The sequence below is a fragment of the Amycolatopsis sp. NPDC104819 genome (genome assembly GCF_055583145.1).
Window position 1 is genome coordinate 105,863 of the sequence record NZ_JBVJON010000019.1, and the last position, 25,470, is coordinate 131,332.

Here is a 25,470-nt window from a genome sequence, read left to right on the forward strand (position 1 = left end):
TTGCGACCCCCCCCACCCCACTGACCCCACCCCCCCCCCCCCCCCCCCCCCCCCTCCCCCACCCCACCCCCCCCCCCCTCCTCCCCCCCCCCCCCCCCCCCCCTTCCCCCCCCCCTCCCCCCCCCCCCCCCCCCCCCCCCCGGGACCGGGATCCGACCCGGCCGGGCGCGGTCGGCCGGTCGGAAAGACTGTGGTTTCGCATGCGTTTCGCCCCTGGGGTACGTCGGACGCGCAAAAGGCGTCACGAGACGTGAAAGAGCCACGGATTGTGCGCTGCTGCAGGGGATTCCTCACGCCTCAACGGCGTGGACGCGCGTCCAGTTGATCTTGTTTTGGACGCAGTTCTCCCCGGCTGCCCGGTACGGGGTCAGTCCGGGGAGGTGGTGGGCAGGGCGGCTTCCCTGCCCGCGCCGTCGACGTCGTGGTCGCGGCTGGCGCCGATCAGCTTCAGCTGGGTGGTGGTGGCGTGGTCGGTGTGGACGGCGAACGGGTGGCGGGCGCCACCGGGGCCGTCGTGACCGGGAGCGGCGGTGGGGGCCGGCGCGCTCGGGGTGCTGCTGCCCCCGGGCAGGCCGGGCGTGGAGTCGCCGCCGCCGTTGCGGGCGTGGACGCCGGAATCGCGCGGCTGCGGCTTTTCCTGCGTCGCCGGGAGGGTGTGCTGCCGCTCGATGAGGTGCACCACCGCGACCCGGCCCGGCTGCGGCGCGGAGGTCGGTTCGGTGGTCGCCACTGGCGCGGTGGCGGTGGCGGTGGTCGCGATTGTGGTGACGGTGGCCGTGGTCACCTCGGTGCCGCCGGTGAGGCCGTCGACCAGGCCCGGCACGATCGCCGTGGCGCCGCCCGAGTTCGAGCCGGTGCCCAGCACCGGGGCCAGGATGTCGTCGAGGGGGAGTACGGCGGGGGCGTCCGGGTGGTCCGCGGGCGGCTGCGTGAGCGGCGCGAGGACGGTGTGGGACAGCGTGGTCGTGACCGCGCCGACCGTGCTGGTGACCGTGTTCAGCGTGCCGCCGACCAGGTTCAGGACCCCGCCGACGAGCCCGCCGAGCAGGCCGCCGCCGGAGGAGGTCGCCTTTGTGGCGGGCTTCTCGGTCGCCGGCTCGTCGGCCTGCTGCTTCGCCAGGGACTGCTTTTCGGCCGGCTTTTCGGCGGCTGGGGTCTCGGCGGTCTTCGTTTCGGCGGCCGGGGTTTCCTCAGGCTGCTTCGTGGCTTCGTCACCGGTCTCCGGCTGCTGCGCGCAGTGGGCGGCGCCGGTTTCGCGGTGGTGGCTCTTGCGGTGCTTGCCGTACGCGAAGGACTTCGCGGGGGCTTGGTCCACAGTGGAGACTGACGGCGCGCTGGGGCAGCTCGCGGTTTCGGCGGCCGAGGCGGTGCTCCCGGTCAGCGCGCCGGTGAGCAGCCAGCCCGCCAGCGTCAGGCCGCCGGCGACCAGGATCTTGGCCGCGGGCCGGTGCAGCGCCGCCGCCCACGGGCGCGGCGCGCGCCCGCGTGCGAAAACGGTTTCACCCTCGGTGAGCGCAGGCTGCGCGGGAGCGCCGCGGCGCGCAATCGCCGTGCTGCTCACCGCCACCACCACCGTCCGCGCCTGAAGCTCTCGCATCGTCCGCTCGAGCTTGTTCTTGCTGAGGTCTTTCTCCGGCCAGGTCGCAGTTCCCCCGGGGCTGCACTCTTTCTAGCACCGCTCGGGAGTCTTTCATCTCTCCCGCGTTCGATCCAGCCCGTAAGGCGGAACGTCCCTACCGGGCCCGGTAGGTGCGGCCGACAAGTTGATCACTCTCAGTGCCGTTCGGGTGCTCTTCTGCGACCATTCGGACGAGTTCTGCAACTTGCACATCTGGGGGTTGACCTGATGTTTCCGGGCTGGTGACAGCGGTGCGTGCCGACTCGTGCGCACTGGGTGCCGAGACGGGGTTTCGGCTGGGCGATCGGAAAGTCGCCCGGAATGTGGGACGGCGATTGGGCTGAACGGGTGTGCGCGCTGGCCCCGCCGGTCCCGTGCGGCGTCCACAAGGGACAGCCGGAGCGTCGTTCGGAACCGCTGCGGTCCGTGATCGGGAGCTCGGTGATGATCACGGACAGCCGCACGCGCCGCCCGCGTCCGCCAGGCGAGCCCGTGACCCACCGGCCGGCTCTGGCCGCGGCCGGAATTTCCCCACCCGGTCGCGGAGCGTGACAGTGACGCGCGGCGAGCGACGGGCGTGCCGAGCGCTCCGCCGCGGCCGTCGACGGGCTGGCGCGGGCAGCCTCGCGATGCTTACCCGCACTTGTGACGCGCTATGGCGTCGATTCTCGGCTGTCGACGCGTTCGCGAAGCCGTAGCGAGATCGTCAGACCAGTTTGCGCAATCGGGTGACGCCCTCGTCGATGACCTCGTTGCGCTTGCAGAACGCGAATCGCAGCAGGTGTTTCCACTCGTCCGGGTGATCGGTGAACACCTTCACCGGCACCGCGGCGACCCCCACCCGGGCGGGCAGCTCCCACGCCAGGTCGGCGGCGTCGGTGAAGCCGAGCGGCCGCACGTCGACGCAGACGAAGTACGTGCCCGCCGTCGGCCGCACGGCGAACCCGGCGTCGGCGAGCCCGGCCGAAAGCCGGTCGCGCTTCTCCTGCAGGCTCGAGCGCAGGCCGTCGACCCAGGGCAGCTCGTGGTCGAGCGCGTGCGCGACGGCCGGCTGCAGCGGCCCGCCGGAGACGAAGGTGATGAACTGCTTCGCGGCCTTCACCGCGGCGACCAGCTCCGGTGTCGAGCAGACCCAGCCGATCTTCCAGCCGGTGCAGTTGAACGTCTTGCCGGCGCTGGAGATGCTCACCGTGCGCGGCCGCATGCCGGGCAGCGTGACCAGCGGGATGTGCTCGTTGTCGTCGAAGACCAGGTGCTCGTAGACCTCGTCGCAGATCGCGATCAGGTCGTGCTCGACGCAGAGCGCGGCGAGCGCCTCGAGCTCGGCGCGGGTGAACACGGTGCCGGTGGGGTTGTGCGGCGAGTTGACCAGGATGGCCCGCGTCCGCGGGGTGATCGCGGCGCGCAGCCCCTCGACGTCGAGCCCGAACCGGCCGTCCGGGCCCTCGACCAGCCCGACAACACGGCGTTCGGCGCCCGCCATCGCGACCGCGGCGGCGTAGGAGTCGTAGTAGGGCTCGATGACGACGACCTCGTCGCCGGGCTCGGTCAGGGCGATCAGCGTCGCCGTGATGGCCTCGGTCGCGCCCGCGGTGACCAGGATCTCCGTGTCCGGGTCGTACTCGGTGCCGTAGCGCAGCCGGTGCCGCGCGATCGCCGCGCGCAGCTCGGGCCGCCCGGGCCCCGGCGGGTACTGGTTGGCCCCGCCGAACAGCGCGTTCTTGGCGGCGTCGAGCATGCCGGCCGGGCCGTCGGTGTCGGGGAAGCCCTGGCCGAGGTTCACGGCGTTGTGCTCGACGGCCAGCGCGGTCATCTCCGCGAAGATGGTCGAGGTGAACGGCCGCAGGCGGGGGACGAGAGCAGGTTCGCGCACGATCAGCGATCCTCGCGGACAATGGTGGTGTGGAGCAACTGACCCCCGCCAAGGTGACCCCGGCCGACCCGCCGGGCGGCGCAGCCGGTGAAGCGGAAAAGCGGCGCGCGCTGCGCAAGATGAAGCTGGTCGCGCTGTCGTTCCTGCTCGGCGCCACCCTCGTGTTCCTGCTGACCAGCTGGGCGCAGTCGGCAGGCTGGCCGGGCTGGGTCGGCTACGTGCGGGCCGCGGCCGAAGCCGGCATGGTCGGCGCGCTGGCGGACTGGTTCGCCGTCACGGCGCTGTTCCGGCACCCGCTCGGCCTTAAGATCCCGCACACGGCGATCATCCCGAACAAGAAGGACGCGCTCGGGACCAGCCTCGGCGAGTTCGTCGGGTCCAACTTCCTCTCCGAGGAGGTCGTGCGCGACAAGCTCAAGCGCGTCGAGATCGCCCGCCGGCTCGGCGGCTGGCTGGCGCAGGAGGAGAACGCCGAGCGCGTGACCTCCGAGCTGGCCACGATGGTCCGGGCCGCGGTCCGCGTGCTCCGCGACGAGGACGTCCAGGCGATCATGGAGCAGGCGGTCGCGCGGCGGATCATCGACAAGCCGTGGGGCCCGCCACTGGGCAAGATCCTCCAGGGCGTGTTCGCGGACGGCGCGCACCACAAGCTCGTGGACCTGATGTGCGACCAGGCGTACGAGTGGGTGCGCGACAACCACACGACGATGCTGCGCGTGGTGTCCGACCGCGCGCCGAGCTGGTCGCCGAAGTTCGTCGACGAGATGCTCGCGGACAAGGTCTACGGCGAGGTGCTGTCGTTCGCGTGGGCGGTCAAGACCGACGTCAACCACCCGATGCGGCTGGCGCTGGACAAGTTCCTCGGCGAGTTCGCCCAGGACCTGCAGACCAACCCGGACGTGATGGCCCGCGCCGAGCAGGTCAAGGGCCAGATCGTGCACCACGAGGAGGTCCAGCGCCTGATCGGCTCGGCGTGGAGCACGGCCAAGGAGATGCTCCTGACGGCGGCCGAGGACCCGTCGAGCGAGCTGCGCCGGCGCGTGCGGCTCGGGCTGATGTCGCTGGGGTCCCGCCTGGTCTCGGACGACCAGCTGCGCGCGAAGGCCGACGGCTGGGTCGAGGGCGCGGCGGCGTACCTGGTGAAGAACTACTCGGGCGAGATCACCACGATCATCACCGACACGGTCGAGCGCTGGGACGCCGAGGAGACGTCCCGCAAGATCGAGCTCCAGGTGGGCCGCGACCTGCAGTTCATCCGGATCAACGGCACGGTGGTCGGCGCGCTGGCCGGGCTGGTCATCTACGCCGTGGCGGAGCTGCTGTTCTGAGGGGCGAGTCGTATACCACACCTGGGGGACCCTCAACCCAGTTGTCCACAGGAAGCTGAGTTATCCCCCGGGTTATCCACAGCTTTTCACGGTGATGGCCTAATGACTGTCCACAACGTGTGGGGGTGGGGACTCCTGGGGCGTGGATATGTGGTGCCGGAGGGCGGAGTTGTCCACAGCTGATCGAGCGACCACCGCTCGGATGAGACCGAGCTTTCCCTGGGAAAGATGCGTCCGGAGGGGGTTGGGGTGGAGCTTTCCCTGGGAAAGATGCGTCCCGAGGGGCTGGGCGGAACTTTCCCTGGGAAAGATGCGTGTCCGCCGCTCGGCCGGGATCCGCGGGTCAGCCGGCGGCGGCGCGGGCTCGCCAGCCGCGGGCCTTCTCGCGGTTGCCGCACACCCGCATCGAGCACCACGTGCGTGAGCGGTTGCGGGACTCGTCGTAGAACGCCCAGAGGCACGTGTCCGCGGGGCAGATCTTCAGCCGGATCCAGTCGCCGCGGACCACGAGCCGGGCGCAGGCCGCGAACACCGCTCCCACGACGTCGTCCGCGACCAGGGCCGGGCCGTCGTCGGTGAGGGAGATGCGGGTGCCGACGTCGAGGCTGCCGCCGGGCAGGCGCGGGTCGCCGGTCGCGGCGCGCAGGGCGTCGCGCGCCGCGCGGGCTTCGGGGGCCGGATTGGCCTTGAGGCCGTGCGCGGCCGCCCACCCGCGCCACCGACCGGGATCTTCGAGCAGGTCAGTGCCCTCTTCGACGTTGACCGTGTTGAGGAACTCCACGACGAGGGTGGCGTCGGTGTGCACGTGTCGAGTGTACGGCGGACGGTGGTTGCCCCCGGGGCCGCTAACCCACATAATCTGTTCACTGGTTACTCGCGAGCGAAGGGAGCGACGATGAGCGCGGTACCGACACTGGGTGTGGTGGCCCTGGACTGCCCCGACCCGGTGGCCCTGGCCGGGTTCTACCGGGCGGTGCTGGAGTGGGACGCGCCCGAAGTTTCCGAAGACGGGCACTGGGTGACGCTCACCAGCCCGGCGGGTGGCGCCGGCCTCGCGTTCCAGCGGGTGCCCGACTACCGGCCGCCGGCGTGGCCGTCGGCGGAGAACCCGCAGCAGATGCACCTCGACCTGAACGTCACGGACCTGGAAGCGGCGCACGAGCGGGTCCTCGGCCTCGGCGCGAAGCTGCTGGACGACGCGCCCAAGACGTTCCGCGTCTACGCCGATCCAGTGGGGCACCCGTTCTGCCTGTGCGCCTGCTGAGCCGTTTATGCGTAGGCTCTGATGTGTGATTTGTCCGAAGTGTCAGAACCAGATGCGGACTGTGGACAAGAACGGCGTCCACATCGACCAGTGCGAAGGCTGCCGCGGGATCTTCCTGGACCGCGGTGAGCTGGAAGCCATCGCCGGTGCGGAGAGCTCGTTCTACGGGCACCAGCCTCCGCCTTACCAGGGCGGCCCGGCGCACTACGGCCGGTCCGACTCGCCACGCCCGTACCGCGGCGGCGGCTACCCGGACTCGCCGAAGGGCTACCGGGGCGGCGGCTACGCGGACTCGCCCAAGGGGTACCGCGGCGGCGGGTATTCGGATTCCCCGCGGCCGTACGGGCACGGCCACCGCAAGCGCGGCTTCCTCGAGAACCTCTTCGACTGAGGTGGGTCTCGACCTGCGGATCTGCCCGTCGTGCGGCGACCGGGCGGACCGCCCGGTCGTCTCCGGCGAGACGCTCGAGTGCGCCCGCTGCGGGCACCGGTGGCCGTTCCGGCGGCTTCCGCTGTTCGCCCTGACCGGCCCGAGCGGCGCCGGCAAGTCGACGCTCGGGCCGCTGCTCGCCGCGCGCTTCGCCGGGGACGTCGTCGTGCTGGAGCAGGACGTCCTCTGGACGGGCGCCCTGCGCGACGACGTCGAGGCGTTCCGCGCGGTCTGGCTCCGGATGGCGGCGATGCTGCACCAGAACGGCCGCCCGGTCGTGCTGTGCGGGACGGTCGCGCCCCCGGAGTTCGAGCCGCTGCCGGAGCGCGCGTTCTTCAGCGACGTCCACTACCTCGCCCTGGTCGCGAACCCGGAGGCGCTGGCCCGCCGGCTGCGGGCGCGGCCGGCCTGGCGCGAGTGGGACGAGCCCCGCATCGAGGAGATGCTGGAGTTCAACGACTGGCTGCAGAAGTCGGCCGCGGAGCTGGGCGTCGACCTCTTCGACACCACGGAGGCTTCGGCAGAGGCGACGGCCGGCTTCGTGGAGACGTGGATCCGCGCGAGGCTGTCTTAGCCGAGTGGCCAGGTGCGGCCCTCCGGTGCGTCGAGCCAGAACTGCTGACGCTCACCGGTCACCGTCACGCCGAAGCGGTCGCGTTCCGGCTTGCCCAGCTCGCACCACTCGACGTAAGCCGCCTCCGCGAGCTCCCACAGCGCGCGCGGGCCGCCCTGGGCCACCTCGTCCGCGCCCGCGCGCTTGCGGTGGCGGACCCACGAGCCGTCCTCGTGGACCAGGGCGACGCTCGGCGCGTCGTCGTCCGTGCTGTCGCGGACCGGGCGGACGCCGGGCAGTGCCAGCCCGGCGAAGAACTCGAACTGCTTGCGGGGCTGCAGCACCGTCGACATCGCCAGCCGCGTCTGCTCCCAGTCGCCGCGCGAGGGCATCGGCAGCGGCTCGGCGTCCGGCAGCCGGTGCGCGCGAAGCGGCATGAAGCGGCCGTCGCGCGCGAGGACGTGGCCGTGGCCGGTGCCGTCCTCGCCCGCGACGAGCCGGACGAGCCCGGCGCCGATCGGCCGGTGCAGCGTCGTGACGATCAGGCCGCCCGGCGTCGTCTGCGCCAGCCAGGCCGGTGGGATCGAAGACACCGCGGCCGTGCACAGCACCCGGTCGAAGAGCGTGCCGGCCGGGAAGCCGTCGGCGCCGTCGCCTTCGGCGCACGCCGGGTGGTAGCCCGCCTCGGCCAGCCGCGCGCGGGCCTCACCGACGATCACCGGATCGATGTCCACTGTGGACACCCGGCCGGCGCCGCAGCGGTGGCTCAGCAGCGCGGCGTTGTAGCCGGTGCCGGTGCCGATCTCGAGCACGCGGTGGCCGTCCCGCACCCGCAGCTCCTCGAGCATGATCGCCATGATCGAGGGCATGCTCGACGAGCTCGTCGGCGTGCCCGCGACGGGGCCGTCGCGCCGGGCGAGCTCCCAGCGGTCCGGGTCGTCGTCGAGCTGCGTCACGAGGACGTCGCGCGAGTAGACGGTCTCCAGCCAGCCCGGGTCGCCGCGGTCGACCGCGGCCCACAGGCCGCCGGCCGGCACGAAGAACCGCGGCAGGAAGACGTGGCGGGGCACGGCGCGGAACGCGGCGACCCATTCCGGGGCGTGCAGGACGTCCTCGTCGAGCAGGTGCTCGACGAGGCGCCGCCGCAGCCGGGCCGAGCGCGTCATGCGACCACGTTAGCCGTGAGCACCACCACAACCACCATTGCAAGCAGAGTGCTTGCAATAGCTAGCACTCGGGCGTACCGTCGGAATGGTCGCGAGGAGGTGACCGGATGACGGAGACCGGTGGGACGTCAGGATCCGGCAGTCCCATGGAGAAGGTCGCGGACATCGCTTCCGACATCGGCGAGTACATCCGCCAGCAGCGCAACACCGCGAAGATCTCGTTGCGCCAGCTGTCGAAGCTCGCCGGCGTGTCCAACCCGTACCTGAGCCAGATCGAGCGCGGGGTCCGCAAGCCCAGCGCGGAGATCCTGCAGCAGATCGCCAAGGGACTGCGCATTTCGGCCGAAGCGCTGTATGTGCAGGCCGGGATCCTCGACCTGCCGACGGGCGGGCCGGTGGGCGACGCGATCCGCGCCGACGCCGAGCTGACCGAACGGCAGAAGCAGGTCCTGCTCGACGTCTACGAGTCCTTCCGCCGGGAGAACGCCGCGGCACGGCCGGCCGCCGGATCCCCCGCCACGGACACCCCAGACAGCACACCAGCCGCAGACACCGAGGAGTCACCATGACCACCCCCAAGACCGAAGACGTCAAGAAGGCCGTCAACACCGCCCTCGACCAGGTCCGCACCCCGCTGCTCGCCGCGCTCGGCGCCGGCAACCTGGCCGGCCAGGCTGTCACCGACGCCGTGGCGAAGGCCCGCGAGAACGTGACCAAGGGCAGCGAGACCGCCCGCAAGAACCTGCAGGAGCTCCCGACCGACGTCGACAGCCTCCGCGAGAAGCTGGACCCGGCCGAGCTGCGCAAGGTCATCGACGAGTACACCGAGGCCGCGCTCAAGCTGTACAACAAGCTGGCCGAGTCCGGCGAGCAGGCGTGGGACAAGATCGCCGCGCAGCCGCAGGTCAAGAAGGCCATCGAGCAGCTCGAGGAGGCCCTGGGCACCGCGCAGGGTCAGGTCGAGGGCGTCACCGCCGAGGTGCGCGAGCGCGTCGACGGCGTGCTGGCCACCTTCACCAAGCGCACCCGCTCGGTCGGCGAGAAGACCGCCCGCAAGGTGACCGAGGTCGCCGGCGAAGCCGCCGAGGCCATCGAGGACCTGGGTGACGACGTTGCCCACGAGACCCGCTCCGCGAGCCGCAAGGTCGCGAACAAGACGGCCCCGAAGACGGCCACCCCGGCCCGCCGCACGACGACCGCCACGGCCGCCGTCAAGAAGCCGGCCGCGCCGAAGACCGACAAGTAAAAACGCCGTGAAGACCCCGGCCCCGCCACCGACCACGGTGGCGGGGCCGGGGTCGTTCGGGCGGTTTGCCGTAAGCTGTCGCTGTGCTGGTTGCCATCTGGATCATCGAAGTCATCCACTGGGGCAGCGCGCTGGTCGGGCTCTTCGCCTTTGTGCACGCGCTGCTCCAGCGTGCCGACGCCTACTCCGCCGCGGACCGCAAGACCAAGCCGGTCTGGATGCTGATCACCGGTGGCGCCACCCTCGCGATGGTGCTGTTCTACCTGGATCCCAACAGCCCGGGCATGATCTTCTGGGTGCCCGCGGCCGCGGCCTCCCTGGTCTACCTGGTGGACGTCCGTCCCAAGCTGATCGAGGTCCAGCGCGGCGGCTCCAACTGGTAGCTAGGCTGACGAGGTGACCTGGACGATTGCCGGGAGCCTCACGGTTGTTCCCGCCCCCACGCGTACTGACCTGCTCGCCGAGCCCGTCGCCAAGGCGCTGGCCGCGCTCGCCGAACCGGACGCTCTCGGCGTCGCGGAGATCGACCCGGCCCTCGCCGACACCGCCGCCTTCTGCGAGACCTACGGCTCGCCGCTCGAAGCGTCGGCGAACTGCGTCGTCGTCGCCGGCAAGCGCTCGGGTGAAGTCCGCTTCGCGGCCGCGCTTGTGCTCGCGACCACCCGCGCCGACGTCAACGGCGTGATCAAGCGCCGTCTCGACGTCCGCAAGGCGTCGTTCGCCCCGATGGACGAAGCCGTCTCCCTGACCGGCATGGAGTACGGCGGCATCACGCCCGTCGGCCTGCCCGCCGACTGGCCGATCCTGGTCGACCAGCGGGTCGCGGACGCGCCCGAGCTCGTCATCGGCAGCGGGATCCGCGGCAGCAAGCTGCTGATCTCCGGCGCCGCACTGGCCGCGCTGCCCGGGGCCGAGGTCATCGAGGACCTCGCCAAGTGACGTCCGTCTGGCTCCGGTACCTGACCGGTGCCGACATCGACTCGCTCGGCATCACCGACGCGGATATCGTCGGCGCGGTCGAGGACGTGCTCGCCGACCACGGCCGCGGCCAGGTCGTCTTCGAGCCGCGTACGCACCTCGTGCCGGACAACGGCGGCAAGGGTCACTTCAACATCCTTCGCGGCCACCTGTCCTCGAAGCAGGTCAGTGGTGTGAAGGTCGTCGGTGACTTCGTGGGGAACTTCGAACGAGGCCTCCCTTCTGAAATGGCGTTGATCCTGCTGCTGGACCCGGACACGGGCATGCCGCGGGCGATCGTCGACGGCACGATGATCACCGAGGCCCGCACCGGCGCGATGACCGCCGTCGGCGCGAAGTACCTGGCGCGCCCGGACTCCCGGGTGCTCGGGCACATCGGCGCCCGCGGCACCGCCTGGTGGAACGTCGTCCTCCTCGACTCGTTGTTCGACTTCGCCGAGATCCGCGTGACCAGCAAGCGCCCGGAGTCCCGTGAGGACTTCGGCCGCCGGCTCTCCGAACGGCTCGGCAAGGACGTCCGCGTCTGCGCCACGGCCGAGGAAACCCTCGACGGCGCGGACATCCAGGTGGAGGCATCCAGGCTGGTCGAGCCCGAGGCACTCGTGCGTCGCGAGTTCCTCCGGCCCGGCACCTTCCTGGTGCCCTACGGCACGATCAGCGCACTGGAGCTCACGCTGCTCGAAGACGTCGACAAGGTCGTCGTCGACGACTGGCGCGAATCCCAGTCCGGCAACCCGCGGTTCGGCGCCCTGCGCCCCCAGCTCAACGCCGGCCTCCTCACCGCGGACGGAGTCCACGCCGAGATCGGCGACGTCGTAGCCGGGAAGAAGCCTGGCCGCGAGCACGACGCCGAGCGGATCCTGTTCTGGCACCGCGGACTGTCCACAACGGACGTCGCGGTGGCGGACCTGATCCTCACCCGCGCCGAGGCTTCCGGCGTCGGCACCATGCTGCCGTACCGATGATCACCGACGGAAGCGAGTTCGCCGACAGTGAACGGTTGGTTCTGGACAAACCGCTGGTAGAAGCCCTGCGGCGGCGCCGGGACGAGCTGTTGACGGCGCTGGAAAAGCGTGCGGAGCCGATCTACGGCGTCACCACGGGCATGGGCCGGCTGGCGGGAGTCGCGCTCGATGCGCGGCAGCAGGCCGAGCACCAGCGCAACCTGCTGGTCGGCCGGGCCGTCGGCGGGCCGCCGTGGCTCCCGCCCGAGGACGTCCGCGCGCTGCTTCTCGTGCGGCTGCGGGACTTCCTACAGCCGTGGTCGGGGGTGAGCCCGGAGCTGGTGCAGTTCCTCGTCGACCGCCTCAACGACGGCTTCACCCCGGCGGTCCCGCGCGGTGGCCTCGGCAGTTCGGGCGAGATCATCCCGCTGTCGCATGCTTTCCAGACGTTCCTCGGCATCGGCACGGTCCTCGAAGACGGCGTCGAGACTCCTGCGGCGGAGGCGCTCGCCCGCCGCGGCGCGGAGCCGTATGTGCTGGGGCCCAAGGAAGGCGCTTCGCTGCTGCAGGGTTCTCCGCTGGCGGTGACGCACGCGCAGCGCGGCCAGGCCGAAGCGCGGCAGCTCATCCAGCTGCAGACGCTCACCGAGGCGATGGCGATCGACGTCCTCGGCGCGCCGCGCGAGGTGTTCTCGCCGGTCATGGCGGGCGGCGACGACCACCTGCGGCGCCTGCTGACGGCCCTGACCGGGATGGTGGGCGCGGGCCCGGTGCGCGCCGGGGTCGTGCAGGCGCCGCTGTCGGTGCGGGTCGCGCCGCGGGCGCTGGCGCACGCGTCCCGCGTCAACGACGAACTGGCCGAGGCCCGCCGGCGCTGGGGAACGATGCCGGGTGACTCACCGTCGTTCGTCGACGGGGACTTCCTCCCGGGGACGGCCTACCACGCCGTGGACCTGGGCCTGCGGATGGACGCGGTGACGGCGGCGCTCGTGCACCTCGGCGAGCTCTCGGTCCAGCGGACGCACCGCCTGCTCGACGAGCGGTTCAGCGGGCTTCCGGCGCAGCTCACGACCGACCCGGGCCCGCGCGCGGGACTCGTGCCGCTGCACAAGCGGGCGGCGGGGGAACTGCACGCGTTGCGCCGGCTCGCGGCGCCCGCGACGCTCGGTTCGATCGACACTTCGGCCGGCCAGGAGGACGTGCAAGCGTTTGCGTGGGCGGCGGGCGAGCAGCTCCGGTCGGCCGCGACGCACCTCTTCGCGATCACGGCGTGCGAGCTGGTCACGGCGTCGCAGGCGCGGTACCTGGCGGCGGACGGCGTTCCGGGGCTGGGCGCGGCGTACGAATGGGTGCGGACGGTCGTGCCGCCGGTGGAGGAGGACCGGCCGCTGGGGCCGGAGGTCGAACGGCTGGCTGCCGCGTGCCGCTCGTTCAGCGGGTGATTTCCCCGATGTGGCGCCAGGTTTCGGCGGACACGGTCAGCGTGCCGGATGCCGGGGCCTTCGAGTCGCGGACCACGATCGTTTCGGCGGTGAAGGCGACCTCGACGCAGTCGGCGTTGTTACCGCCTGCACTATGACTGCTCTTGCGCCAGGAGAAGTCGGACACGATTGCTCGCCTCCAGTCAGGTCTCGGCGATCACCTGCCGGATCAGCCGGATCGAGTCCGGCTCGTCGTACGCGAGATCGGCCAGGTGACGGAAAATCAGCCTAGCAGCGTTGACGTCCTTGGATTTCTCGAACTGGAGTGAGCCGAAGCCGTGCTCGACGTAGGCGATGTCCGGCTCGGCGAGCTGCGTGTAGCTGAGGATGCTGAAGCTGCCGTCGCGGCCGGGGTGAAGGCCGTGGTTGACCGGCACGACCTGCACGGTGACGTTGGGCAGTTCCGCGCGTTCGATGATGTGCTCGAGCTGGGCACACTGCTCGTCCGGGAGCAAGTCGGGGCGCCGGAACACGGATTCGTCGATGATGGCGTGGAACTTCAGCGGCGGATCATCGGTGAGCCGCGTCTGGCGACGCAGGCGGACCGCGATCTCGTTCTCCAACCGGCGACCGGACATCGGGTCACGCGCGCCCGCGAAAGCCGCGCGCATCCAAGCCTCGGTCTGCAGCAGACCCGGAACCGAACCGAGCTGGAACGCGCGGACCTCGTCGGCGTCGGCTTCGAGGGGGATGTAGCCGCGGTCGTCCATGCCGTAGGCGTGCCACCAGCCCTTCTCCCAGGCGCGGTCGTACTGGCTGACCCAGTCGTCGTAGTCCGAGACGATCACGCCGTAGCGGTCGAGCAGGCCCAAAAAGCCGTTGTAGTCCGGCAGGTGGCCCAGCTCGATGCGGCTCATCTTGTTCTTGTTGAACCGCATCGGCTCGCCGGCTTCGACTTGCGTCAGTCCCGCGTCTTCGCGCAGGCGCCGTAGCTTGCGCGCGAGCAGGCGCTTACGCGCGTTTGGCTTGTTACGCTCCACACACGGATCGTAAGGTGTGACTGCGCAGGGTGAGATTCCTACGACTCACGCCGGGCGTTCTGCAGCGCCAGACCTCGGGGTGTGGCCAAACGGGTGATGAGCGCAAACGCGCCGTCGCACAGCAGGGCCAGGATCACCGCCGCCAGGCCGCCCGCGAAGATCTCGCCGTAACCCTGCGCTCCCAGCGCGAAACCGTCGACGATGTAGCGGCCGAGGCCGCCGCCGTCGTTGACGATGGCGCCGATGGCGACCGTCGCGATCAGCTGGAGGAACGACACGCGCGCGCCGGCCAGGATCACCGGGGACGCCAGCGGCAGCTCGAGCCTGAGCATGATCTGACCCTCGCGGTAGCCGGTTCCGCGCGCGGCGTCGACCGGCTCCTGTTCCAGGGACACGACACCGGCGTAGGTGTTCGTGAACAGCGGCGGCATCGCCAGCGCGACGAGCGCCAGCAGCAACGGCCAGAACGTCGTGTCCAGCTCCCAGCGGCTGGCCAGGAACCAGAACAGGATGATCAGCCCGAAGCTCGGGATCGCGCGGCCGATGTTCACCGCGCTGCTCGCGAGGAACGCGCCGCGGCGGTAGTGGGCCAGCCAGAGCGCCGCGGGGATCGTCAGGACGGCCGCGATCACCAGCGCCAGCAGCGAAAACCGGAGGTGCTCGACCGTGCGGTACGGGATGCCGGCCTTGTCCGTCCAGCTCCAGCGGTTGGGGTCCGCGAGCCACGCGTTCAGCTGGTCGAAGAAGCTCATCGTCCCCGCACCTTCCGGGTCCAGGGCGCCAGCAGGCGCTCACTGAGCCACAGCAAGAGGTCCACGACCACCGCGAGCACCACCGACAGCACCACGCCGACGATGATCTCCGTCGGGTTGGGCGTCGCCGTCTGGATGCCCGCGCGGATGAAGTACCCGAGGCCGCCGAGGCCGAGCATCGACGTCACCGTGACCAGACCGATCGTCGTCACCGCCGCAACCCGCAGCCCGGCGATCACCACCGGCAGCGCCAGCGGCAGCTCGATCTGCCACAGCAGCCGTCCGCGGGTGTAGCCCATGCCGATCGCGGCTTCGCGGACCTCGTTGGGCACCTGGTCGACGCCGGTGACGATGTTGCGCACGAGGATGAGCAGGGTGTACGTCGCGAGGGGGATGACCGCCGAGACGAACGTCAGCCCGAAGAACGGGACCAGCACGGCGAACGCGCCCAGGCTCGGGATCACGTACAGGCCGCCGGCCGTGCTCAGGATGAAGCCGTACGACCAGCGGAACCGCAGGGACAGCAGCGCCAGCCCGACCGAGACGACCAGGCCGATGCCGAGCGCGGCGGCGGTCAGCGAGACGTGCTCGCCGAGGCGCTGGACGATGTCGTCGGCGTTCCGGTCCACCCATCTCCACTGGAAGATCGGGGGTCCGCTGTCGGCGGCCAGCGGGGTCACCGCGGTCACATGCACCGGCCGACCCTACCCCGTTCGGGCGGTCGAATTCCGCAGGTTGGGAATCTGGGACGTCTTCTCCCAATATGTGGGCGCTTGTCGGTGGGCGGCGCTAGGGTTCTTTCGTCTGTTCGAGTGATGAGGGAGTGGGGATCGTGCGCTGGTTCCGGAACGCGTCCGTGGTGGCGGTGGCCGTCGCGGCCACGCTCGGCTTGGCCGCCTGTGGTGGTGGCAGCGACAGCGGTGACAAGCCCGCCGCGCAGGGCAAGGGAGGGGCGCCGATCGTCGTCGCGTCCTTCAACTTCACCGACAGCCAGATCCTCGCCGAGATCTACGCGCAGGCGCTGGAGGCCAAGGGCTACCCGGTGACGAAGAAGCTGAACCTGGGCTCGCGAGAGCTAATCTACCCGTCCCTGAAGTCCGGCGAGCTGCAGTTCGTCCCGGAGTACCAGGGCGCGGCGATCACTACCGGCTTCGGCAAGGAAGCCGGCAAGACCGCGCAGGAGGAGCACGACCAGCTGGCCAAGCTGTTCGAGCCCAGCGGCGTCGGCCTGCTGAACTTCGCGCCGGCGGAAGACAAGAACACCTACATCGTCAAGTCCGACCTGGCGAAGGACAAGGGGATCGCGTCCATCAGCGACCTCAAGAAGCTGGACAAGGTCGTCATGGCGGGGCCGCCGGAGTGCGAGAAGCGGCTGCCGTGCTTCCTGGGCTTCAAGGACGTCTACAAGCTGACGAACGCGACCTTCCAGACGATCCAGGAGGCCGGGCCGCGGGTCGAGCAGCTCAAGTCGGGCGCGGTGACGGTGATCCCGGTCGACTCGGTCAGCCCGCTGACCGGCGACTCGAACTACACGGTGCTGAAGGACGACCTGAACATCGTGCCGACGGAGAACGTCGTGCCGGCGGTGAACAAGAAGGTGCTGGACGAGCGCGGTGCGGACTTCGCGACCGCCGTCAACGCGGTGAGCGCGAAGCTGACGACCGATGTCATGCGGGATCTCAACAAGCGTGTCGATTCCGATGGTGAGAAGGCCGAGGACGTCGCGAAGGACTGGCTGTCGCAGGCGGGTCTCTGAGCTGATGGGCTTCAGCCCGCCCTGGGGATTCCCCCAGGGTTCAGCGAAGTCGCGTTTCGCCGGTCGGCTCGTAGCGCGGACGGCCGGGTACACCACGCCGGAGGTCGCGGTAGTGGCCCGGGAAGGTCATGAATGACTCATTCATGACCTCTGGCGAGGTGAATGAGTCATTCACGGCATCGCAGCGGCCCGCCGGTCACGTTCGCCCCGACTTTGCCGGAACCCTGGGGATTACCCGGGGCGGGCTTCCGGCGCGGGCGCGTCGCCCGGTCGCCGCGCTAAGCCGTTCCGCGGACCACCCAGGCGCGGGCGGACAGCGGGATCGAGCCGTCCGGGCTGGTCGGCAGGCGGCTCCGCAGGAGTTCACGGATCTGGTCCCGGCGGGCCTCGGGGAGTGTCGCGAGGTACGCCGGGGCCGGGCCCTGGGCGCCGAGGAACGGCCGCCAGTAGTCGTCGAAGCCGGTGAACACCGTCGGGATCTTGATCTCGCCGACCGAGACGTCCTCGAAGCCCGCCTCCGTCCACAAGCGACCGAGCGGTTCCGGGCGGCAGAGCGTGAACCGGCGGCCTTCGTCCAGGTCGGCGACCTTCGCCGGGTCGAGCTCGGCCGCGGCCTCCCAGAAGTGCCGGATCAGCTCCATGCCCTCGGCGAGGTCCCAGACGTACGCCGCGGCCAGGCCGCGCGTCACCCGCGCGATCTCCGCGGCCGCGCGCGCCGGGTCGGGCACGAAGTTCAGGACCAGGCCGGACACCACGACGTCGAAGTGGCCGTCCGGGAACGGGAGCTCCCGGGCGTCCGCGAGGGTGAACGACGCGCGCGGATCGGTCACGTTCGCGCGAGCCGTCTTCAGAAACCCCTCGGACGGGTCGGCTCCGGTGACCTCCGCGGGGTCGCCCGCTTCGAGCACCGCCGACGTCAGCGCGCCGGTGCCGCAGCCGACGTCCAGCCAGCGCCGGCTCGCCGGAGCAGCCAGCTGCCGCACGAACACCGGTGCTATCCGGCGGCTCCACCGCCCGATGTAGGCCTCGTACGCGTCGCCCGACTGCCACATGCCACGGAGTACAGCACAAAAAACCGCTGGTCAGCTGTTGGCCAGATCACCCGTCGCGACGTGACCCGCCGACGTCGCGCGGCGCAGGAAGTCGGCGATCAGCTCCAGCTCGGGCTCGCTGTACTCCTCGAAGATCTCGTCCAGCGCGGCGTTCATGCCCGCGTACAGCCGGAACAGCTCGGCGTTGCGGCCCCGGACCGCGCGCACGGCGATCGCGCGCCGGTCGGCCGCCTCCGGGTCGCGCTCCCGGACGATCCAGCCGCCCTTCTGGAGGCGGTCGAGGATGCCGGTCATCGTCGCGGGGTGCAGCCCGGCCCGCCGGGCGACGGCGCTCGGGCTCATCGGGCCGAGCCGGGAGATCACCTCGAGGCAGTCGAGGTCGACGTCCTTGAGCGTCAAGCGCGTGCTGACGTGGTGGTTCAGCAGCGAAAGCTGGTTTCGCAGATCGCGCAGCGCCTCCTTGACCGACGCGGCCGTCCGCCTCCGACGGCGGGCGTCCTCCCCATCAACACCCGATACGGAACTCATATGATATGCTCCTCGTATCATCCGGACTTCAGGCATCAGGGTAACGCGGGGGAAGGGTTTCACCATGATCGTGCTCACCGGTGCGACCGGGCTGGTCGGCCGCCTGCTGGCCAGTGCACTCAAGGCTCACGGCGTCCGCGCCGTCACCCGCTCACCGCAGGACGCGGCCCTGCCCGCCGACGTCGAGGTCGTCGAAGGTGATCCGCAGCGGCCGGAGACGCTCGACGCCGCCTTGCGCGGCGCAGACGCGTTGTTCCTGCACTCACGCGCGGTGGGGGATGCCGCGTACGACGTCGTCGCGCGGGCGCGGGAGCTCGGCGTCCGCCGGGTGGTCGCGCTGGCGGCGGCGAACGTCGCCGACCGGCTCGACGCGCAGCCGTCACGGTTCCGCGGCGACCGCAACAAGGAGGTCGACGACGCGGCGGCGACGAGCGGTCTCGAGTGGGTCAGCCTGCGGCCCAGCTCGTTCGCACTGAACGCCCTCACGGCGTGGGGCGGCCAGATCCACGCGGGTGACGACGTCCGGTACGTCTACGCCGGCTTCGAGGAGTCGCCGCTGCACGAGGCGGACCTCGTCGAGGTCCTGGCGCGAGCGCTCGTCGACGACGACCTGCTCGGCCGGCGCATCGACCTCACCGGCCCGGAGTCGTTGTCCCACGCGGAAATGGTGCGACAGCTCGGTGTCGCGCTCGCCCGGCCGTTGCGGTTCCACGAGATCCCGGCCGAGGCAGCGGCCCAAGCCATGCTGGCCAACGGGCTGCCGGAGCCGTTCATCACGGCGATGATGGCGCGCTACGTCGCGCACCTCGCGCAGCCACAGTTCCCACCGAACCCGGAGGTGGAGAAGATCCTGGGCCGCCCAGCGCGCACGTTCGCCGAGTGGGCAGCCGACCATGTTGCGGACTTCGGAGCGCGACAATGAAGCTGACGCTCTTCGCAGCGTCCGGCCGAACCGGCGCGCACGTGCTCGCCCAGGCCCTCGCGGCGGGTCACGAGGTCACGGCGGTGGTCCGAGACCCGGACGCCGTCACGGCGCCGGTCCAGGTGGTTGGCGCGGACCTGACGGCACCCGACCCGGCGACGCTCAAGTCCGCAGTGGACGGTGGCGACGCCGTGATTTCCGCACTGGGGCCACGACACCACGGCGAATACGGCGTCGCCTCCCGCGGAACCAGGGCCATCATCGCCGCGATGGAGGCGGCGGGGGTGCGCCGCTTGGTTGTGGTGAGCGTCGCGGGCGTCTCGACGATCCCGACGCCGAGCCGCCCGAATCCGCCAAAACGGGATCCGGGCGTGGGGTTCTTCACGCGGAATGTTCTTTCACCGCTGGCGAACCTGCGGCTGCGGAGGCACTACGAGGATGTCGCGTTGATGGAGCACGAGCTCCGGGTGAGCGGTCTCGACTGGACGTCGGTGCAGCTGCCGCTGCTGACGGACAAACCAGCGACCGGGCGCTATCGGATCGCTTACGAGCAGAGTGTTCGCGGTGGATTCCGGATCGCTCGAGCGGACGCGGCGCATTTTGTGTTGCGGGTGGTTGATATGCCCGAGACTGTGCGGCATTCCGTCGCGGTTGCGTACTGAAGGGAGTTGTTGCTGACAAACAGATTGTGCTGAACGGCGGGGCTCGCGGCCGTGCGGGCCGCGCCTGCCAGTTCCGCGCGGGTTCCGGTGCCCGAGGCTGCGGAACGGATTTGCGCGTGCGCATAGCCAGGTGCGCGCCGTTTCGGGGCCGCCTCGCGTCCGGAGCTTCGGCCTCGGGCCAGCGGCAGTCCGAGGTGGCTTCGGGATCGCGTGGCCGCCGGCCGGCGGCGTGCGGGCCGGTGCTCGCCTGCTCAGGGCGGGGTCAGGTGCTCGGAGTTGCGGAGCGGATTCGCGCGGGCGTATGGCCATGTGCGCCGTTTCGGCGCTGGCTTCGCGTCCGGCAACGCTTCGGCCGGGCTAGAGGCAGTCCGGGGTGGTTCGGGTTCGCGTGTGCGCTCGCGGTCGGGCGGCGGCTGTCCGGACCGGAGGCGGTCCGGGGCTCGCTCTGGGTTCGCGTGCGTTCGCGCCCGGATTGGCGGCTGTGCGGGCTGGTGCTCGCCTGCTCTGCGCGGGTCCGGTGCTCGGGTTGCGGAGCGGGTTCGCGCGGGCGCATGGCCCGGTATGCGCATTTTCAGGGCTGGCTTCGCGTGCGGCGGCTTCGGAGCAGCGGCAGCCTGCGGTGCCTTCGGGATCGCGCGGGCGCTCGCGGCCGGGGTCGGCGACTGCCCGGGAACCGCCGGGTCGGCGCCCAGCTCGGCCGTGGCTGGCGACTGGCCGGGCTGGGATCCGCGGGGCGCGCGGCCAGCTCCACGTGAGCCCCGCTCCCGCTCGCCGATGGCATCGCGCGAGTGGACCCCGCCCACACTCACAGCCACCGCGCGCCGCCCTGTTTTCCGTGGTGAACGCGACGCCTCAGCCCTCACCTCCGCGGCCTAGGGTGGGACCGTCCAGCCACCTCGGAAAAGGAGTGAAATGGGAAAGGTCACGGCCACCGCGGAGCGCACCGTCAACGCACCGGCCGACAAGGTCCGCGCGCTCGTCGCCGACTATGCCGAAACGCGGCCGAAGCTGCTCACCGAGCACTACCGCGACTACGAGGTGACCGAAGGCGGCGTCGGCGCCGGGACCAAAGCCGGCTGGAAGCTGCAGGCCACCTCCAAGCGTGTGCGCGATGTCAAAGCCACCGTCACCGAGCCGCAGCCCGGCACCTTGGTCGAGACCGACGCGAACTCCAGCATGGTCACCACCTGGACCGTCACCGAGGCCGGCGACCAGAGCCTCGTCCGGATCGAAACCAGCTGGGACGGCGCCGGCGGCGTTGGGGGCTTCTTCGAGAAGACCTTCGCTCCCGGTGGGCTCAAGAAGATCTACGACGGCGTTCTCGGAAAACTTGCCGAAATCGTGTAGCCCGTCACAATCGGAATGTGCGCCCCGGTTAGCCGGTTGTACCCGGTGGAATCCGGGGCGACTGCCCCGCTTCGAGACTTGAGGAGTTCGACGGTGAACGCACCCACCCAGGCGACCGAGATCCGGCTGGCTTCACGGCCGGAAGGTGTCCCGACGCACGACAACTTCGAGATCGTCGACACGGAGATCCCGACCCCGGGTGACGGGCAGATCCTCGTGCGCAACCTCGTCATGAGCGTCGACCCGGCGATGCGCGGGCGCATGCGCGACGTCAAGTCGTACGCGCCGCCGTTCCAGGTCGGGGAGGTCATGAACGGCGGGGCCGTCGGCGAGGTTGTCGAATCCCATGTGGACGGTGTCAAGCCGGGTGACCACGTGCTGCACCAGGCCGGCTGGCGCACCCATGCCGTCCTCGATGCCAAGCGCTTCGTCAAGGTGGACGCCGATGCCGCGCCGCTCTCGACCTACCTCGGCGTGCTCGGCATGCCGGGCCTGACCGCCTACGCCGGGCTGCTGGAGTCGGCCGAGTTCAAGCCGGGGGACACCGTCTTCGTTTCCGGGGCGGCCGGCGCCGTCGGGTCGCTCGTCGGGCAGCTCGCGAAGCTCAAGGGCGCCAAGCGGGTCATCGGCTCGGCGGGGTCGGCGGAAAAGGTCCGTCACCTCATCGACGACCTCGGCTTCGACGCGGCCTTCAACTACAAGGACGGCCCGGTCGCCGAGCAGCTGCACCAGGCCGCGCCCGAGGGCATCGACGTCTACTTCGACAACGTCGGCGGTGAGCACCTCGAAGCCGCCATCGACGCGATCACCCTGCACGGCCGGATCGCCGTCTGCGGCATGATCTCGCAGTACAACGCCACCGAGCCGACTCCGGCGCCGCGCAACCTGAGTCAGATCATCGCCAAGCGGCTCACCATCCGCGGCCTGCTGGTGCTCGACCACTGGGGCCTGCAGCAGCAGTTCGTCAGCGAGATCGCGCCGCTGGTCAGCGCCGGGGAGATCAAGTACTCCGAGACCTTCGTCGACGGCATCCGCAACGCGCCGGACGCGTTCCTGGGCCTGCTGTCCGGGGCCAACACCGGCAAGATGCTGGTCCGGATCGCCGACTAGAGCCGACTAAGCCGACTAGAGCAGCGAAGCGAGCTCGGGCAACGTCGAGATCGTGTAAGTCGGCGAAGGGGAGCCGGGCAATGGGCGGACGCCGGGGCGGGCGAGCAACGCCGTCCGCAGCCCGGCCGCCTGCGCGCCCGCGATGTCCCAGTCGTGGGCCGCGATCATCACGGCTTTCCGGGGCTCGACCTGGTAGGCGGCCAGGACCTGCCGGTACGGCTCGGGTGCGGGCTTGAGCCGGCCGGCCTGCTCGGCCGAGAAGATCCGGTCGAACAGCTTCGCCAGGCCCGAGTTCTGCAGCTGCGCCTCGGCCGTGGCGAGCGGCGAGTTGGTGAGCGCGACGACGTCGTGACCGGCTTCGCGCAGCTTGACGAGACCCGGTTCGGCGTCCGGGTGGGCGGGGAGCGAGCGGAGTCCCTCGCCGATCTTCGTGAGGTCCAGCTCCCGCCCGTGCCGGGCCGCGATCTCGGTCGCGGCCTCACCCGCGATGCCCGCGAAGTCGCGGTAACCGCCGGTCGCCGTCACGGTCAGCACGGTGTGGATCGCCAGCCCGAACCACTCGCGCCGCAGCTCCGGGCTGCCGATGGTCCCGTCGAGCGCGGCGAGGTCGAGGAGGGTCTCGTTGACGTCGAAGACGCAGAGCATGCGGCTCTCCGGAGGTTCGAAGGTGTTCGTACCTGCCCGAAGGTACGACAGCTGCCGTACCATGTCCAGCATGCCCGGTGAACTGCCGATCCCGGCGATGGCCGACGTCGACCTCGGCGCGGTGCTGTCCGCGCTCGCCGACCCGCACCGCCGCGCGGTAGTGCTCGAGCTCGTCGAGGGTGACGGCGCCGAGCGCGCCTGCTCGTCCTTCCCGCTGCCGATCGCGAAGTCGACCCGCACGCACCACTGGCGGGTGCTGCGCGAAGCCGGCCTGGTCCGGCAGCGCGACGCGGGCAACGGCACGTTCGTCCGCTTGCGCCGCGACGAGTTCGACGTGCGCTTCCCCGGCCTGCTCGACGTCGTCGCCGGGATCAGTACTGCTGGGTCAGCGCCCGCTCGTTGAGGTCCGCGTCCAGCTCCTCGGCCGAGATCGGCAGCGCCATGTGGTCACGCAGGATCGTGCCGAACGTCGGCAGCTCCGCACGCTCCGGCCACGTCTCCGGCTGCCACAGTGACGACCGCAGGAACGCCTTCGCGCAGTGCATGTAGAGCTCTTCGACCTCGATGACCACGGCCAGCTTCGGCCGTTTCCCCTGCACCACCAGGTCGTCGAAGAACGGCGCGTCCGACACGAGCCGGGCGCCGCCGTTGACCCGGAGCGTCTCGTTCATGCCCGGCACCAGGAACAGCAGCCCCGCGTGCGGGTTGTCGATGATGTTGCGGAAGCTGTCGACCAGCTTGTTGCCCGGCCGGTCGGCGAGCACCAGCGTCCGGTCGTCGAGCACCAGCACCGAACCCGCCGGGTCGCCCCGGGGTGAGACGTCGCAGGTGCCGTCCGGCGCCGACGTCGCCAGCAGCACGAACGGCGAGTGCGCGATCAGCGTGCGCGCGTGCTCGTCGATCCGGCTGATGATCTTCCGCTGGGTCGTTTCCTTCGGCAGGCCGATCAGTTCGCGCAGCGCCTCGTGTGAGTCGATGGTCCCCATGACCCCAAGCTAGCGCGCACCACCGACAGTCCGGCCCCGGATCGCGATCCGGGCCGCCTCGGTGGACTTCGCCACGACCTGGTCGACCGAATAACCGTGCTTCACGAACACGCCGTCGAGCTGGAACGTGCCGTAGCCGTGGGCCTGGGTGAACAGCTGCTCCATCAGCTCCAGCCCGGTCGCCGGGTCGGGGGCCACGGCGAGGCTGCGCAGCAGGAACTCGTCGGTCATGCGGCGGGTCTGCTCGTGCAGGCCGACGTACTCGGGACCGTGCAGGCCCGCGGCGTAGATCACGTCCATCCCGGCCCGTCGCTCGATCAGGTAGCGCGTGTACGCGCCCGCGGCCGCCGCCAGCGCGTCCGCCGGGTCTTCGTGCTCGGCCGCCGCCGCGGCGACGCGGTCCGTGAGCTGGCAGGCGACGTTGCAGGCGACCTCGGCGAGGAGGGCCTCGCGGGTCGCGAAATGCCGGTAGGGCGCGCCGGGGCTGACGTTCGCCAGCTTCGCGACCTTCGCGACGGAGAAGCCGCCGAGGCCCTGCTCGGCGATGAGGTCGAGCGAAATGCGCACGAGCTCGCCCCGGAGATCACCGCGGTGGTACTTCGTGCCCATGACCTGGATCACATCTCCCGATCGAAATATGTAAGACCCCTCTTACGTAGGACATGTAAGAGACCTCTTACGAGGACCAACGGTACTTGAACCTGGAGGGTTCCATGAGCACCACCACGAACGCCATCGCCGCTCCGGCGCCGGGTGCGCCGCTCGCACCGACCACGATCGAGCGCCGCGACCTGCGCGCGGACGACGTCCTGATCGACATCGCCTACGCCGGCATCTGCCACAGCGACATCCACCAGGCCAAGGAGGACTGGGGCCAGGCGATCTTCCCGATGGTCCCGGGCCACGAGATCGCCGGTGTGGTCGCCGCGGTCGGCGCGAACGTCACGAAGTACCAGGTCGGCGACCGCGTCGGCGTCGGCTGCATGGTCGACTCCTGCGGCGAGTGCGAGTACTGCCGGGCCGGCACCGAGCAGTTCTGCGTCAAGGGCAACGTCCAGACGTACAACGGCGTCGGCTTCGACGGCGAGAACACCTACGGCGGCTACAGCAACCAGATCGTCGTGAAGGAAGCCTTCGTCTGCCGCATCCCCGAAGGCATCAGCCTCGACATCGCCGCGCCGCTGCTGTGCGCGGGCATCACCACCTACTCCCCGCTGAACCACTGGGGCGCCGGCCCCGGCAAGAAGGTCGCCGTGATCGGCCTCGGCGGGCTCGGGCACATGGGCGTCAAGATCGCCGCCGCCATGGGCGCCGAGGTGACCGTGCTCAGCCAGAGCCTCAAGAAGCAGGAAGACGGCCTCAAGCTCGGCGCGCAGCACTACTACGCGACCAGCGACGAGGCGACGTTCGACGTCCTCAAGGGCACCTTCGACGTCATCCTCAACACCGTGTCGGCCAAATTGCCGATCGACGCCTACCTGGGCCTGCTCAAGGTCGGCGGCGCGATGGTCAACGTCGGCGCGCCCGGCGAACCGCTGTCGTACAACGCTTTCTCGCTGCTCGGCGGCAACAAGACGCTCGCCGGCTCGATGATCGGCGGCATCGCCGAGACCCAGGAGATGCTGGACTTCTGCGCGAAGCACGGCATCGGCGCGGAGATCGAGACGATTCCCGCCGACAAGGTCAACGAGGCCTACGAGCGCGTCGAGAACTCCGACGTGCGCTACCGCTTCGTCATCGACGCCTCGACCATCGGCGCCTGACCCCGGGGGGGGGGGGGGGGGGGGGGGGGGGCGACCCCACCCACACACCAAAAAGGGGAGGAAAACAGAGGATGCTGGGCGGGAGC

30 protein-coding genes are annotated in these 25,470 nt (G+C 70.6%); 17 read left to right on the forward strand and 13 right to left on the reverse strand.

The features are described 5' to 3' along the window. Positions 1-367 precede the first annotated feature (367 nt). Complete coding sequence (locus ACZ63E_RS41775) at positions 368-1,597, reverse strand: hypothetical protein (protein WP_465341857.1); 1,230 nt, start codon at positions 1,595-1,597, stop codon at positions 368-370. 727 nt (positions 1,598-2,324) lie between these two features. Further along, on the reverse strand, positions 2,325-3,491 hold the full coding sequence (locus ACZ63E_RS41780) for a pyridoxal phosphate-dependent aminotransferase (protein ID WP_465341858.1): 1,167 nt from the start codon (positions 3,489-3,491) through the stop codon (positions 2,325-2,327). Positions 3,492-3,520: 29 nt separating this feature from the next. On the opposite strand from ACZ63E_RS41780, the gene ACZ63E_RS41785 reads away from it, so the two are divergent. Then, entirely contained in the window at positions 3,521-4,819 is a 1,299-nt protein-coding gene (locus tag ACZ63E_RS41785; RefSeq protein WP_465341859.1) for a DUF445 domain-containing protein, read from the forward strand. Positions 4,820-5,162: 343 nt separating this feature from the next. Here the strand turns inward: ACZ63E_RS41785 and ACZ63E_RS41790 are convergent, their stop codons facing one another. Further along, positions 5,163-5,624: a CGNR zinc finger domain-containing protein gene (locus ACZ63E_RS41790; RefSeq protein ID WP_465341860.1), complete on the reverse strand. Its 462-nt coding sequence runs from the start codon at positions 5,622-5,624 to the stop codon at positions 5,163-5,165. A 90-nt stretch (positions 5,625-5,714) separates the two neighbouring features. Here ACZ63E_RS41790 and ACZ63E_RS41795 point away from each other — a divergent pair, with 90 nt between their 5' ends. Genes ACZ63E_RS41795 through ACZ63E_RS41805 form a run of 3 tightly spaced genes read left to right on the forward strand, consistent with a single transcriptional unit; the run spans position 5,715 to position 7,087 of the window. Next, positions 5,715-6,083 (forward strand): VOC family protein, encoded by a 369-nt coding sequence (locus ACZ63E_RS41795; protein ID WP_465341861.1) that lies wholly within the window; start codon positions 5,715-5,717, stop codon positions 6,081-6,083. Positions 6,084-6,108: 25 nt separating this feature from the next. Then, complete coding sequence (locus ACZ63E_RS41800; RefSeq protein ID WP_465341863.1) at positions 6,109-6,474, forward strand: TFIIB-type zinc ribbon-containing protein; 366 nt, start codon at positions 6,109-6,111, stop codon at positions 6,472-6,474. A 1-nt stretch (position 6,475) separates the two neighbouring features. Next, positions 6,476-7,087, forward strand: a complete 612-nt coding sequence (locus tag ACZ63E_RS41805; protein WP_465341865.1) for an AAA family ATPase — start codon at positions 6,476-6,478, stop codon at positions 7,085-7,087. Here ACZ63E_RS41805 and ACZ63E_RS41810 read toward each other — a convergent pair. Further along, the gene (locus tag ACZ63E_RS41810) at positions 7,084-8,232 is read right to left on the reverse strand and encodes a methyltransferase domain-containing protein (RefSeq protein WP_465341867.1); all 1,149 of its coding nucleotides are present in this window, start codon (positions 8,230-8,232) and stop codon (positions 7,084-7,086) included. The genes ACZ63E_RS41805 and ACZ63E_RS41810 overlap by 4 nt on opposite strands. A gap of 146 nt (positions 8,233-8,378) precedes the next feature. Here ACZ63E_RS41810 and ACZ63E_RS41815 point away from each other — a divergent pair, with 146 nt between their 5' ends. The 6 genes from ACZ63E_RS41815 (at position 8,379) to ACZ63E_RS41840 (ending at position 12,842) form a co-directional block, all read left to right on the forward strand. Further along, positions 8,379-8,801: a helix-turn-helix domain-containing protein gene (locus tag ACZ63E_RS41815; RefSeq protein WP_465341921.1), complete on the forward strand. Its 423-nt coding sequence runs from the start codon at positions 8,379-8,381 to the stop codon at positions 8,799-8,801. Then, positions 8,798-9,478 (forward strand): hypothetical protein, encoded by a 681-nt coding sequence (locus ACZ63E_RS41820; RefSeq protein ID WP_465341869.1) that lies wholly within the window; start codon positions 8,798-8,800, stop codon positions 9,476-9,478. The genes ACZ63E_RS41815 and ACZ63E_RS41820 overlap by 4 nt, the downstream gene beginning before the upstream one ends. An 83-nt stretch (positions 9,479-9,561) precedes the next feature. Further along, positions 9,562-9,861, forward strand: a complete 300-nt coding sequence (locus ACZ63E_RS41825) for a DUF2516 family protein (protein WP_465313802.1) — start codon at positions 9,562-9,564, stop codon at positions 9,859-9,861. 13 nt (positions 9,862-9,874) lie between these two features. After that, a complete protein-coding gene (locus ACZ63E_RS41830) occupies positions 9,875-10,417 on the forward strand; it encodes a YbaK/EbsC family protein (RefSeq protein ID WP_465313803.1) in 543 nt (180 codons plus the stop codon). Next, the gene (locus tag ACZ63E_RS41835) at positions 10,414-11,421 is read left to right on the forward strand and encodes an ornithine cyclodeaminase family protein (RefSeq protein ID WP_465341870.1); all 1,008 of its coding nucleotides are present in this window, start codon (positions 10,414-10,416) and stop codon (positions 11,419-11,421) included. Before ACZ63E_RS41830 ends, ACZ63E_RS41835 begins: the two co-directional genes overlap by 4 nt. Next, the gene (locus ACZ63E_RS41840; RefSeq protein ID WP_465341871.1) at positions 11,418-12,842 is read left to right on the forward strand and encodes an aromatic amino acid lyase; all 1,425 of its coding nucleotides are present in this window, start codon (positions 11,418-11,420) and stop codon (positions 12,840-12,842) included. The genes ACZ63E_RS41835 and ACZ63E_RS41840 overlap by 4 nt, the downstream gene beginning before the upstream one ends. Here ACZ63E_RS41840 and ACZ63E_RS41845 read toward each other — a convergent pair. Genes ACZ63E_RS41845 through ACZ63E_RS41860 form a run of 4 tightly spaced genes read right to left on the reverse strand, consistent with a single transcriptional unit; the run spans position 12,832 to position 15,308 of the window. Continuing rightward, positions 12,832-13,008 (reverse strand): DUF397 domain-containing protein, encoded by a 177-nt coding sequence (locus ACZ63E_RS41845; protein ID WP_465341873.1) that lies wholly within the window; start codon positions 13,006-13,008, stop codon positions 12,832-12,834. The two genes, ACZ63E_RS41840 and ACZ63E_RS41845, sit on opposite strands and share 11 nt — an antisense overlap. Positions 13,009-13,024: 16 nt before the next feature. Then, entirely contained in the window at positions 13,025-13,861 is an 837-nt protein-coding gene (locus ACZ63E_RS41850) for a DUF5753 domain-containing protein (RefSeq protein WP_465341874.1), read from the reverse strand. Positions 13,862-13,899: 38 nt separating this feature from the next. Beyond that, positions 13,900-14,613 (reverse strand): ABC transporter permease, encoded by a 714-nt coding sequence (locus tag ACZ63E_RS41855; RefSeq protein WP_465341875.1) that lies wholly within the window; start codon positions 14,611-14,613, stop codon positions 13,900-13,902. Beyond that, a complete protein-coding gene (locus tag ACZ63E_RS41860; RefSeq protein ID WP_465341876.1) occupies positions 14,610-15,308 on the reverse strand; it encodes an ABC transporter permease in 699 nt (232 codons plus the stop codon). The genes ACZ63E_RS41855 and ACZ63E_RS41860 overlap by 4 nt, the downstream gene beginning before the upstream one ends. 137 nt (positions 15,309-15,445) lie before the next feature. On the opposite strand from ACZ63E_RS41860, the gene ACZ63E_RS41865 reads away from it, so the two are divergent. Continuing rightward, the gene (locus tag ACZ63E_RS41865; protein ID WP_465341878.1) at positions 15,446-16,369 is read left to right on the forward strand and encodes an ABC transporter substrate-binding protein; all 924 of its coding nucleotides are present in this window, start codon (positions 15,446-15,448) and stop codon (positions 16,367-16,369) included. Positions 16,370-16,647: 278 nt separating this feature from the next. Here the strand turns inward: ACZ63E_RS41865 and ACZ63E_RS41870 are convergent, their stop codons facing one another. Together ACZ63E_RS41870 and ACZ63E_RS41875 are read right to left on the reverse strand one after the other, a co-directional pair. Then, positions 16,648-17,421, reverse strand: a complete 774-nt coding sequence (locus tag ACZ63E_RS41870) for a class I SAM-dependent methyltransferase (RefSeq protein WP_465341880.1) — start codon at positions 17,419-17,421, stop codon at positions 16,648-16,650. 30 nt (positions 17,422-17,451) lie between these two features. Next, complete coding sequence (locus ACZ63E_RS41875; RefSeq protein ID WP_465313812.1) at positions 17,452-17,949, reverse strand: MarR family winged helix-turn-helix transcriptional regulator; 498 nt, start codon at positions 17,947-17,949, stop codon at positions 17,452-17,454. 64 nt (positions 17,950-18,013) lie between these two features. Between ACZ63E_RS41875 and ACZ63E_RS41880 the strand changes: the two genes are divergently transcribed. From ACZ63E_RS41880 to ACZ63E_RS41895, 4 genes are all read left to right on the forward strand, one after another. Next, positions 18,014-18,871 carry an SDR family oxidoreductase gene (locus ACZ63E_RS41880; protein WP_465341881.1) on the forward strand — a complete coding sequence of 286 codons (858 nt, stop codon included), beginning with the start codon at positions 18,014-18,016 and terminating at the stop codon, positions 18,869-18,871. Continuing rightward, positions 18,868-19,533 carry an NAD(P)-dependent oxidoreductase gene (locus tag ACZ63E_RS41885; RefSeq protein ID WP_465341882.1) on the forward strand — a complete coding sequence of 222 codons (666 nt, stop codon included), beginning with the start codon at positions 18,868-18,870 and terminating at the stop codon, positions 19,531-19,533. Before ACZ63E_RS41880 ends, ACZ63E_RS41885 begins: the two co-directional genes overlap by 4 nt. A 912-nt stretch (positions 19,534-20,445) precedes the next feature. Beyond that, complete coding sequence (locus ACZ63E_RS41890; protein WP_465313815.1) at positions 20,446-20,880, forward strand: SRPBCC family protein; 435 nt, start codon at positions 20,446-20,448, stop codon at positions 20,878-20,880. Positions 20,881-20,973: 93 nt separating this feature from the next. Continuing rightward, positions 20,974-21,990, forward strand: coding sequence for an NADP-dependent oxidoreductase (locus ACZ63E_RS41895; RefSeq protein ID WP_465341883.1), 1,017 nt, complete (start codon positions 20,974-20,976; stop codon positions 21,988-21,990). Between the two features lie 15 nt (positions 21,991-22,005). Here ACZ63E_RS41895 and ACZ63E_RS41900 read toward each other — a convergent pair whose 3' ends face one another. Beyond that, positions 22,006-22,635, reverse strand: a complete 630-nt coding sequence (locus tag ACZ63E_RS41900; protein ID WP_465341884.1) for a haloacid dehalogenase type II — start codon at positions 22,633-22,635, stop codon at positions 22,006-22,008. A 70-nt stretch (positions 22,636-22,705) separates the two neighbouring features. Here ACZ63E_RS41900 and ACZ63E_RS41905 point away from each other — a divergent pair, with 70 nt between their 5' ends. Further along, positions 22,706-23,038: an ArsR/SmtB family transcription factor gene (locus tag ACZ63E_RS41905; protein ID WP_465308302.1), complete on the forward strand. Its 333-nt coding sequence runs from the start codon at positions 22,706-22,708 to the stop codon at positions 23,036-23,038. Here the strand turns inward: ACZ63E_RS41905 and ACZ63E_RS41910 are convergent. Together ACZ63E_RS41910 and ACZ63E_RS41915 are read right to left on the reverse strand one after the other, a co-directional pair. After that, positions 23,007-23,621, reverse strand: a complete 615-nt coding sequence (locus ACZ63E_RS41910; protein ID WP_465341885.1) for a pyridoxamine 5'-phosphate oxidase family protein — start codon at positions 23,619-23,621, stop codon at positions 23,007-23,009. The genes ACZ63E_RS41905 and ACZ63E_RS41910 overlap by 32 nt on opposite strands. Before the next feature lie 9 nt (positions 23,622-23,630). Then, the gene (locus ACZ63E_RS41915) at positions 23,631-24,230 is read right to left on the reverse strand and encodes a TetR/AcrR family transcriptional regulator (RefSeq protein ID WP_465341886.1); all 600 of its coding nucleotides are present in this window, start codon (positions 24,228-24,230) and stop codon (positions 23,631-23,633) included. 104 nt (positions 24,231-24,334) lie between these two features. On the opposite strand from ACZ63E_RS41915, the gene ACZ63E_RS41920 reads away from it, so the two are divergent. Beyond that, on the forward strand, positions 24,335-25,384 hold the full coding sequence (locus tag ACZ63E_RS41920) for an NAD(P)-dependent alcohol dehydrogenase (RefSeq protein WP_465341887.1): 1,050 nt from the start codon (positions 24,335-24,337) through the stop codon (positions 25,382-25,384). Positions 25,385-25,470 lie beyond the last annotated feature (86 nt).

Coding starts and splice junctions, on each gene's coding strand:
- ACZ63E_RS41775 (WP_465341857.1), bottom strand. CDS start 1,597: ATGCGAGAGCTTCAGGCGCGGACGGTGGTGGTGGCGGTGAGCAGCACG.
- ACZ63E_RS41795 (WP_465341861.1), top strand. CDS start 5,715: ATGAGCGCGGTACCGACACTGGGTGTGGTGGCCCTGGACTGCCCCGAC.
- ACZ63E_RS41810 (WP_465341867.1), bottom strand. CDS start 8,232: ATGACGCGCTCGGCCCGGCTGCGGCGGCGCCTCGTCGAGCACCTGCTC.
- ACZ63E_RS41815 (WP_465341921.1), top strand. CDS start 8,379: ATGGAGAAGGTCGCGGACATCGCTTCCGACATCGGCGAGTACATCCGC.
- ACZ63E_RS41820 (WP_465341869.1), top strand. CDS start 8,798: ATGACCACCCCCAAGACCGAAGACGTCAAGAAGGCCGTCAACACCGCC.
- ACZ63E_RS41840 (WP_465341871.1), top strand. CDS start 11,418: ATGATCACCGACGGAAGCGAGTTCGCCGACAGTGAACGGTTGGTTCTG.
- ACZ63E_RS41855 (WP_465341875.1), bottom strand. CDS start 14,613: ATGAGCTTCTTCGACCAGCTGAACGCGTGGCTCGCGGACCCCAACCGC.
- ACZ63E_RS41870 (WP_465341880.1), bottom strand. CDS start 17,421: ATGTGGCAGTCGGGCGACGCGTACGAGGCCTACATCGGGCGGTGGAGC.
- ACZ63E_RS41875 (WP_465313812.1), bottom strand. CDS start 17,949: ATGAGTTCCGTATCGGGTGTTGATGGGGAGGACGCCCGCCGTCGGAGG.
- ACZ63E_RS41880 (WP_465341881.1), top strand. CDS start 18,014: ATGATCGTGCTCACCGGTGCGACCGGGCTGGTCGGCCGCCTGCTGGCC.
- ACZ63E_RS41885 (WP_465341882.1), top strand. CDS start 18,868: ATGAAGCTGACGCTCTTCGCAGCGTCCGGCCGAACCGGCGCGCACGTG.
- ACZ63E_RS41890 (WP_465313815.1), top strand. CDS start 20,446: ATGGGAAAGGTCACGGCCACCGCGGAGCGCACCGTCAACGCACCGGCC.
- ACZ63E_RS41900 (WP_465341884.1), bottom strand. CDS start 22,635: ATGCTCTGCGTCTTCGACGTCAACGAGACCCTCCTCGACCTCGCCGCG.
- ACZ63E_RS41905 (WP_465308302.1), top strand. CDS start 22,706: ATGCCCGGTGAACTGCCGATCCCGGCGATGGCCGACGTCGACCTCGGC.
- ACZ63E_RS41910 (WP_465341885.1), bottom strand. CDS start 23,621: ATGGGGACCATCGACTCACACGAGGCGCTGCGCGAACTGATCGGCCTG.
- ACZ63E_RS41915 (WP_465341886.1), bottom strand. CDS start 24,230: ATGGGCACGAAGTACCACCGCGGTGATCTCCGGGGCGAGCTCGTGCGC.
- ACZ63E_RS41920 (WP_465341887.1), top strand. CDS start 24,335: ATGAGCACCACCACGAACGCCATCGCCGCTCCGGCGCCGGGTGCGCCG.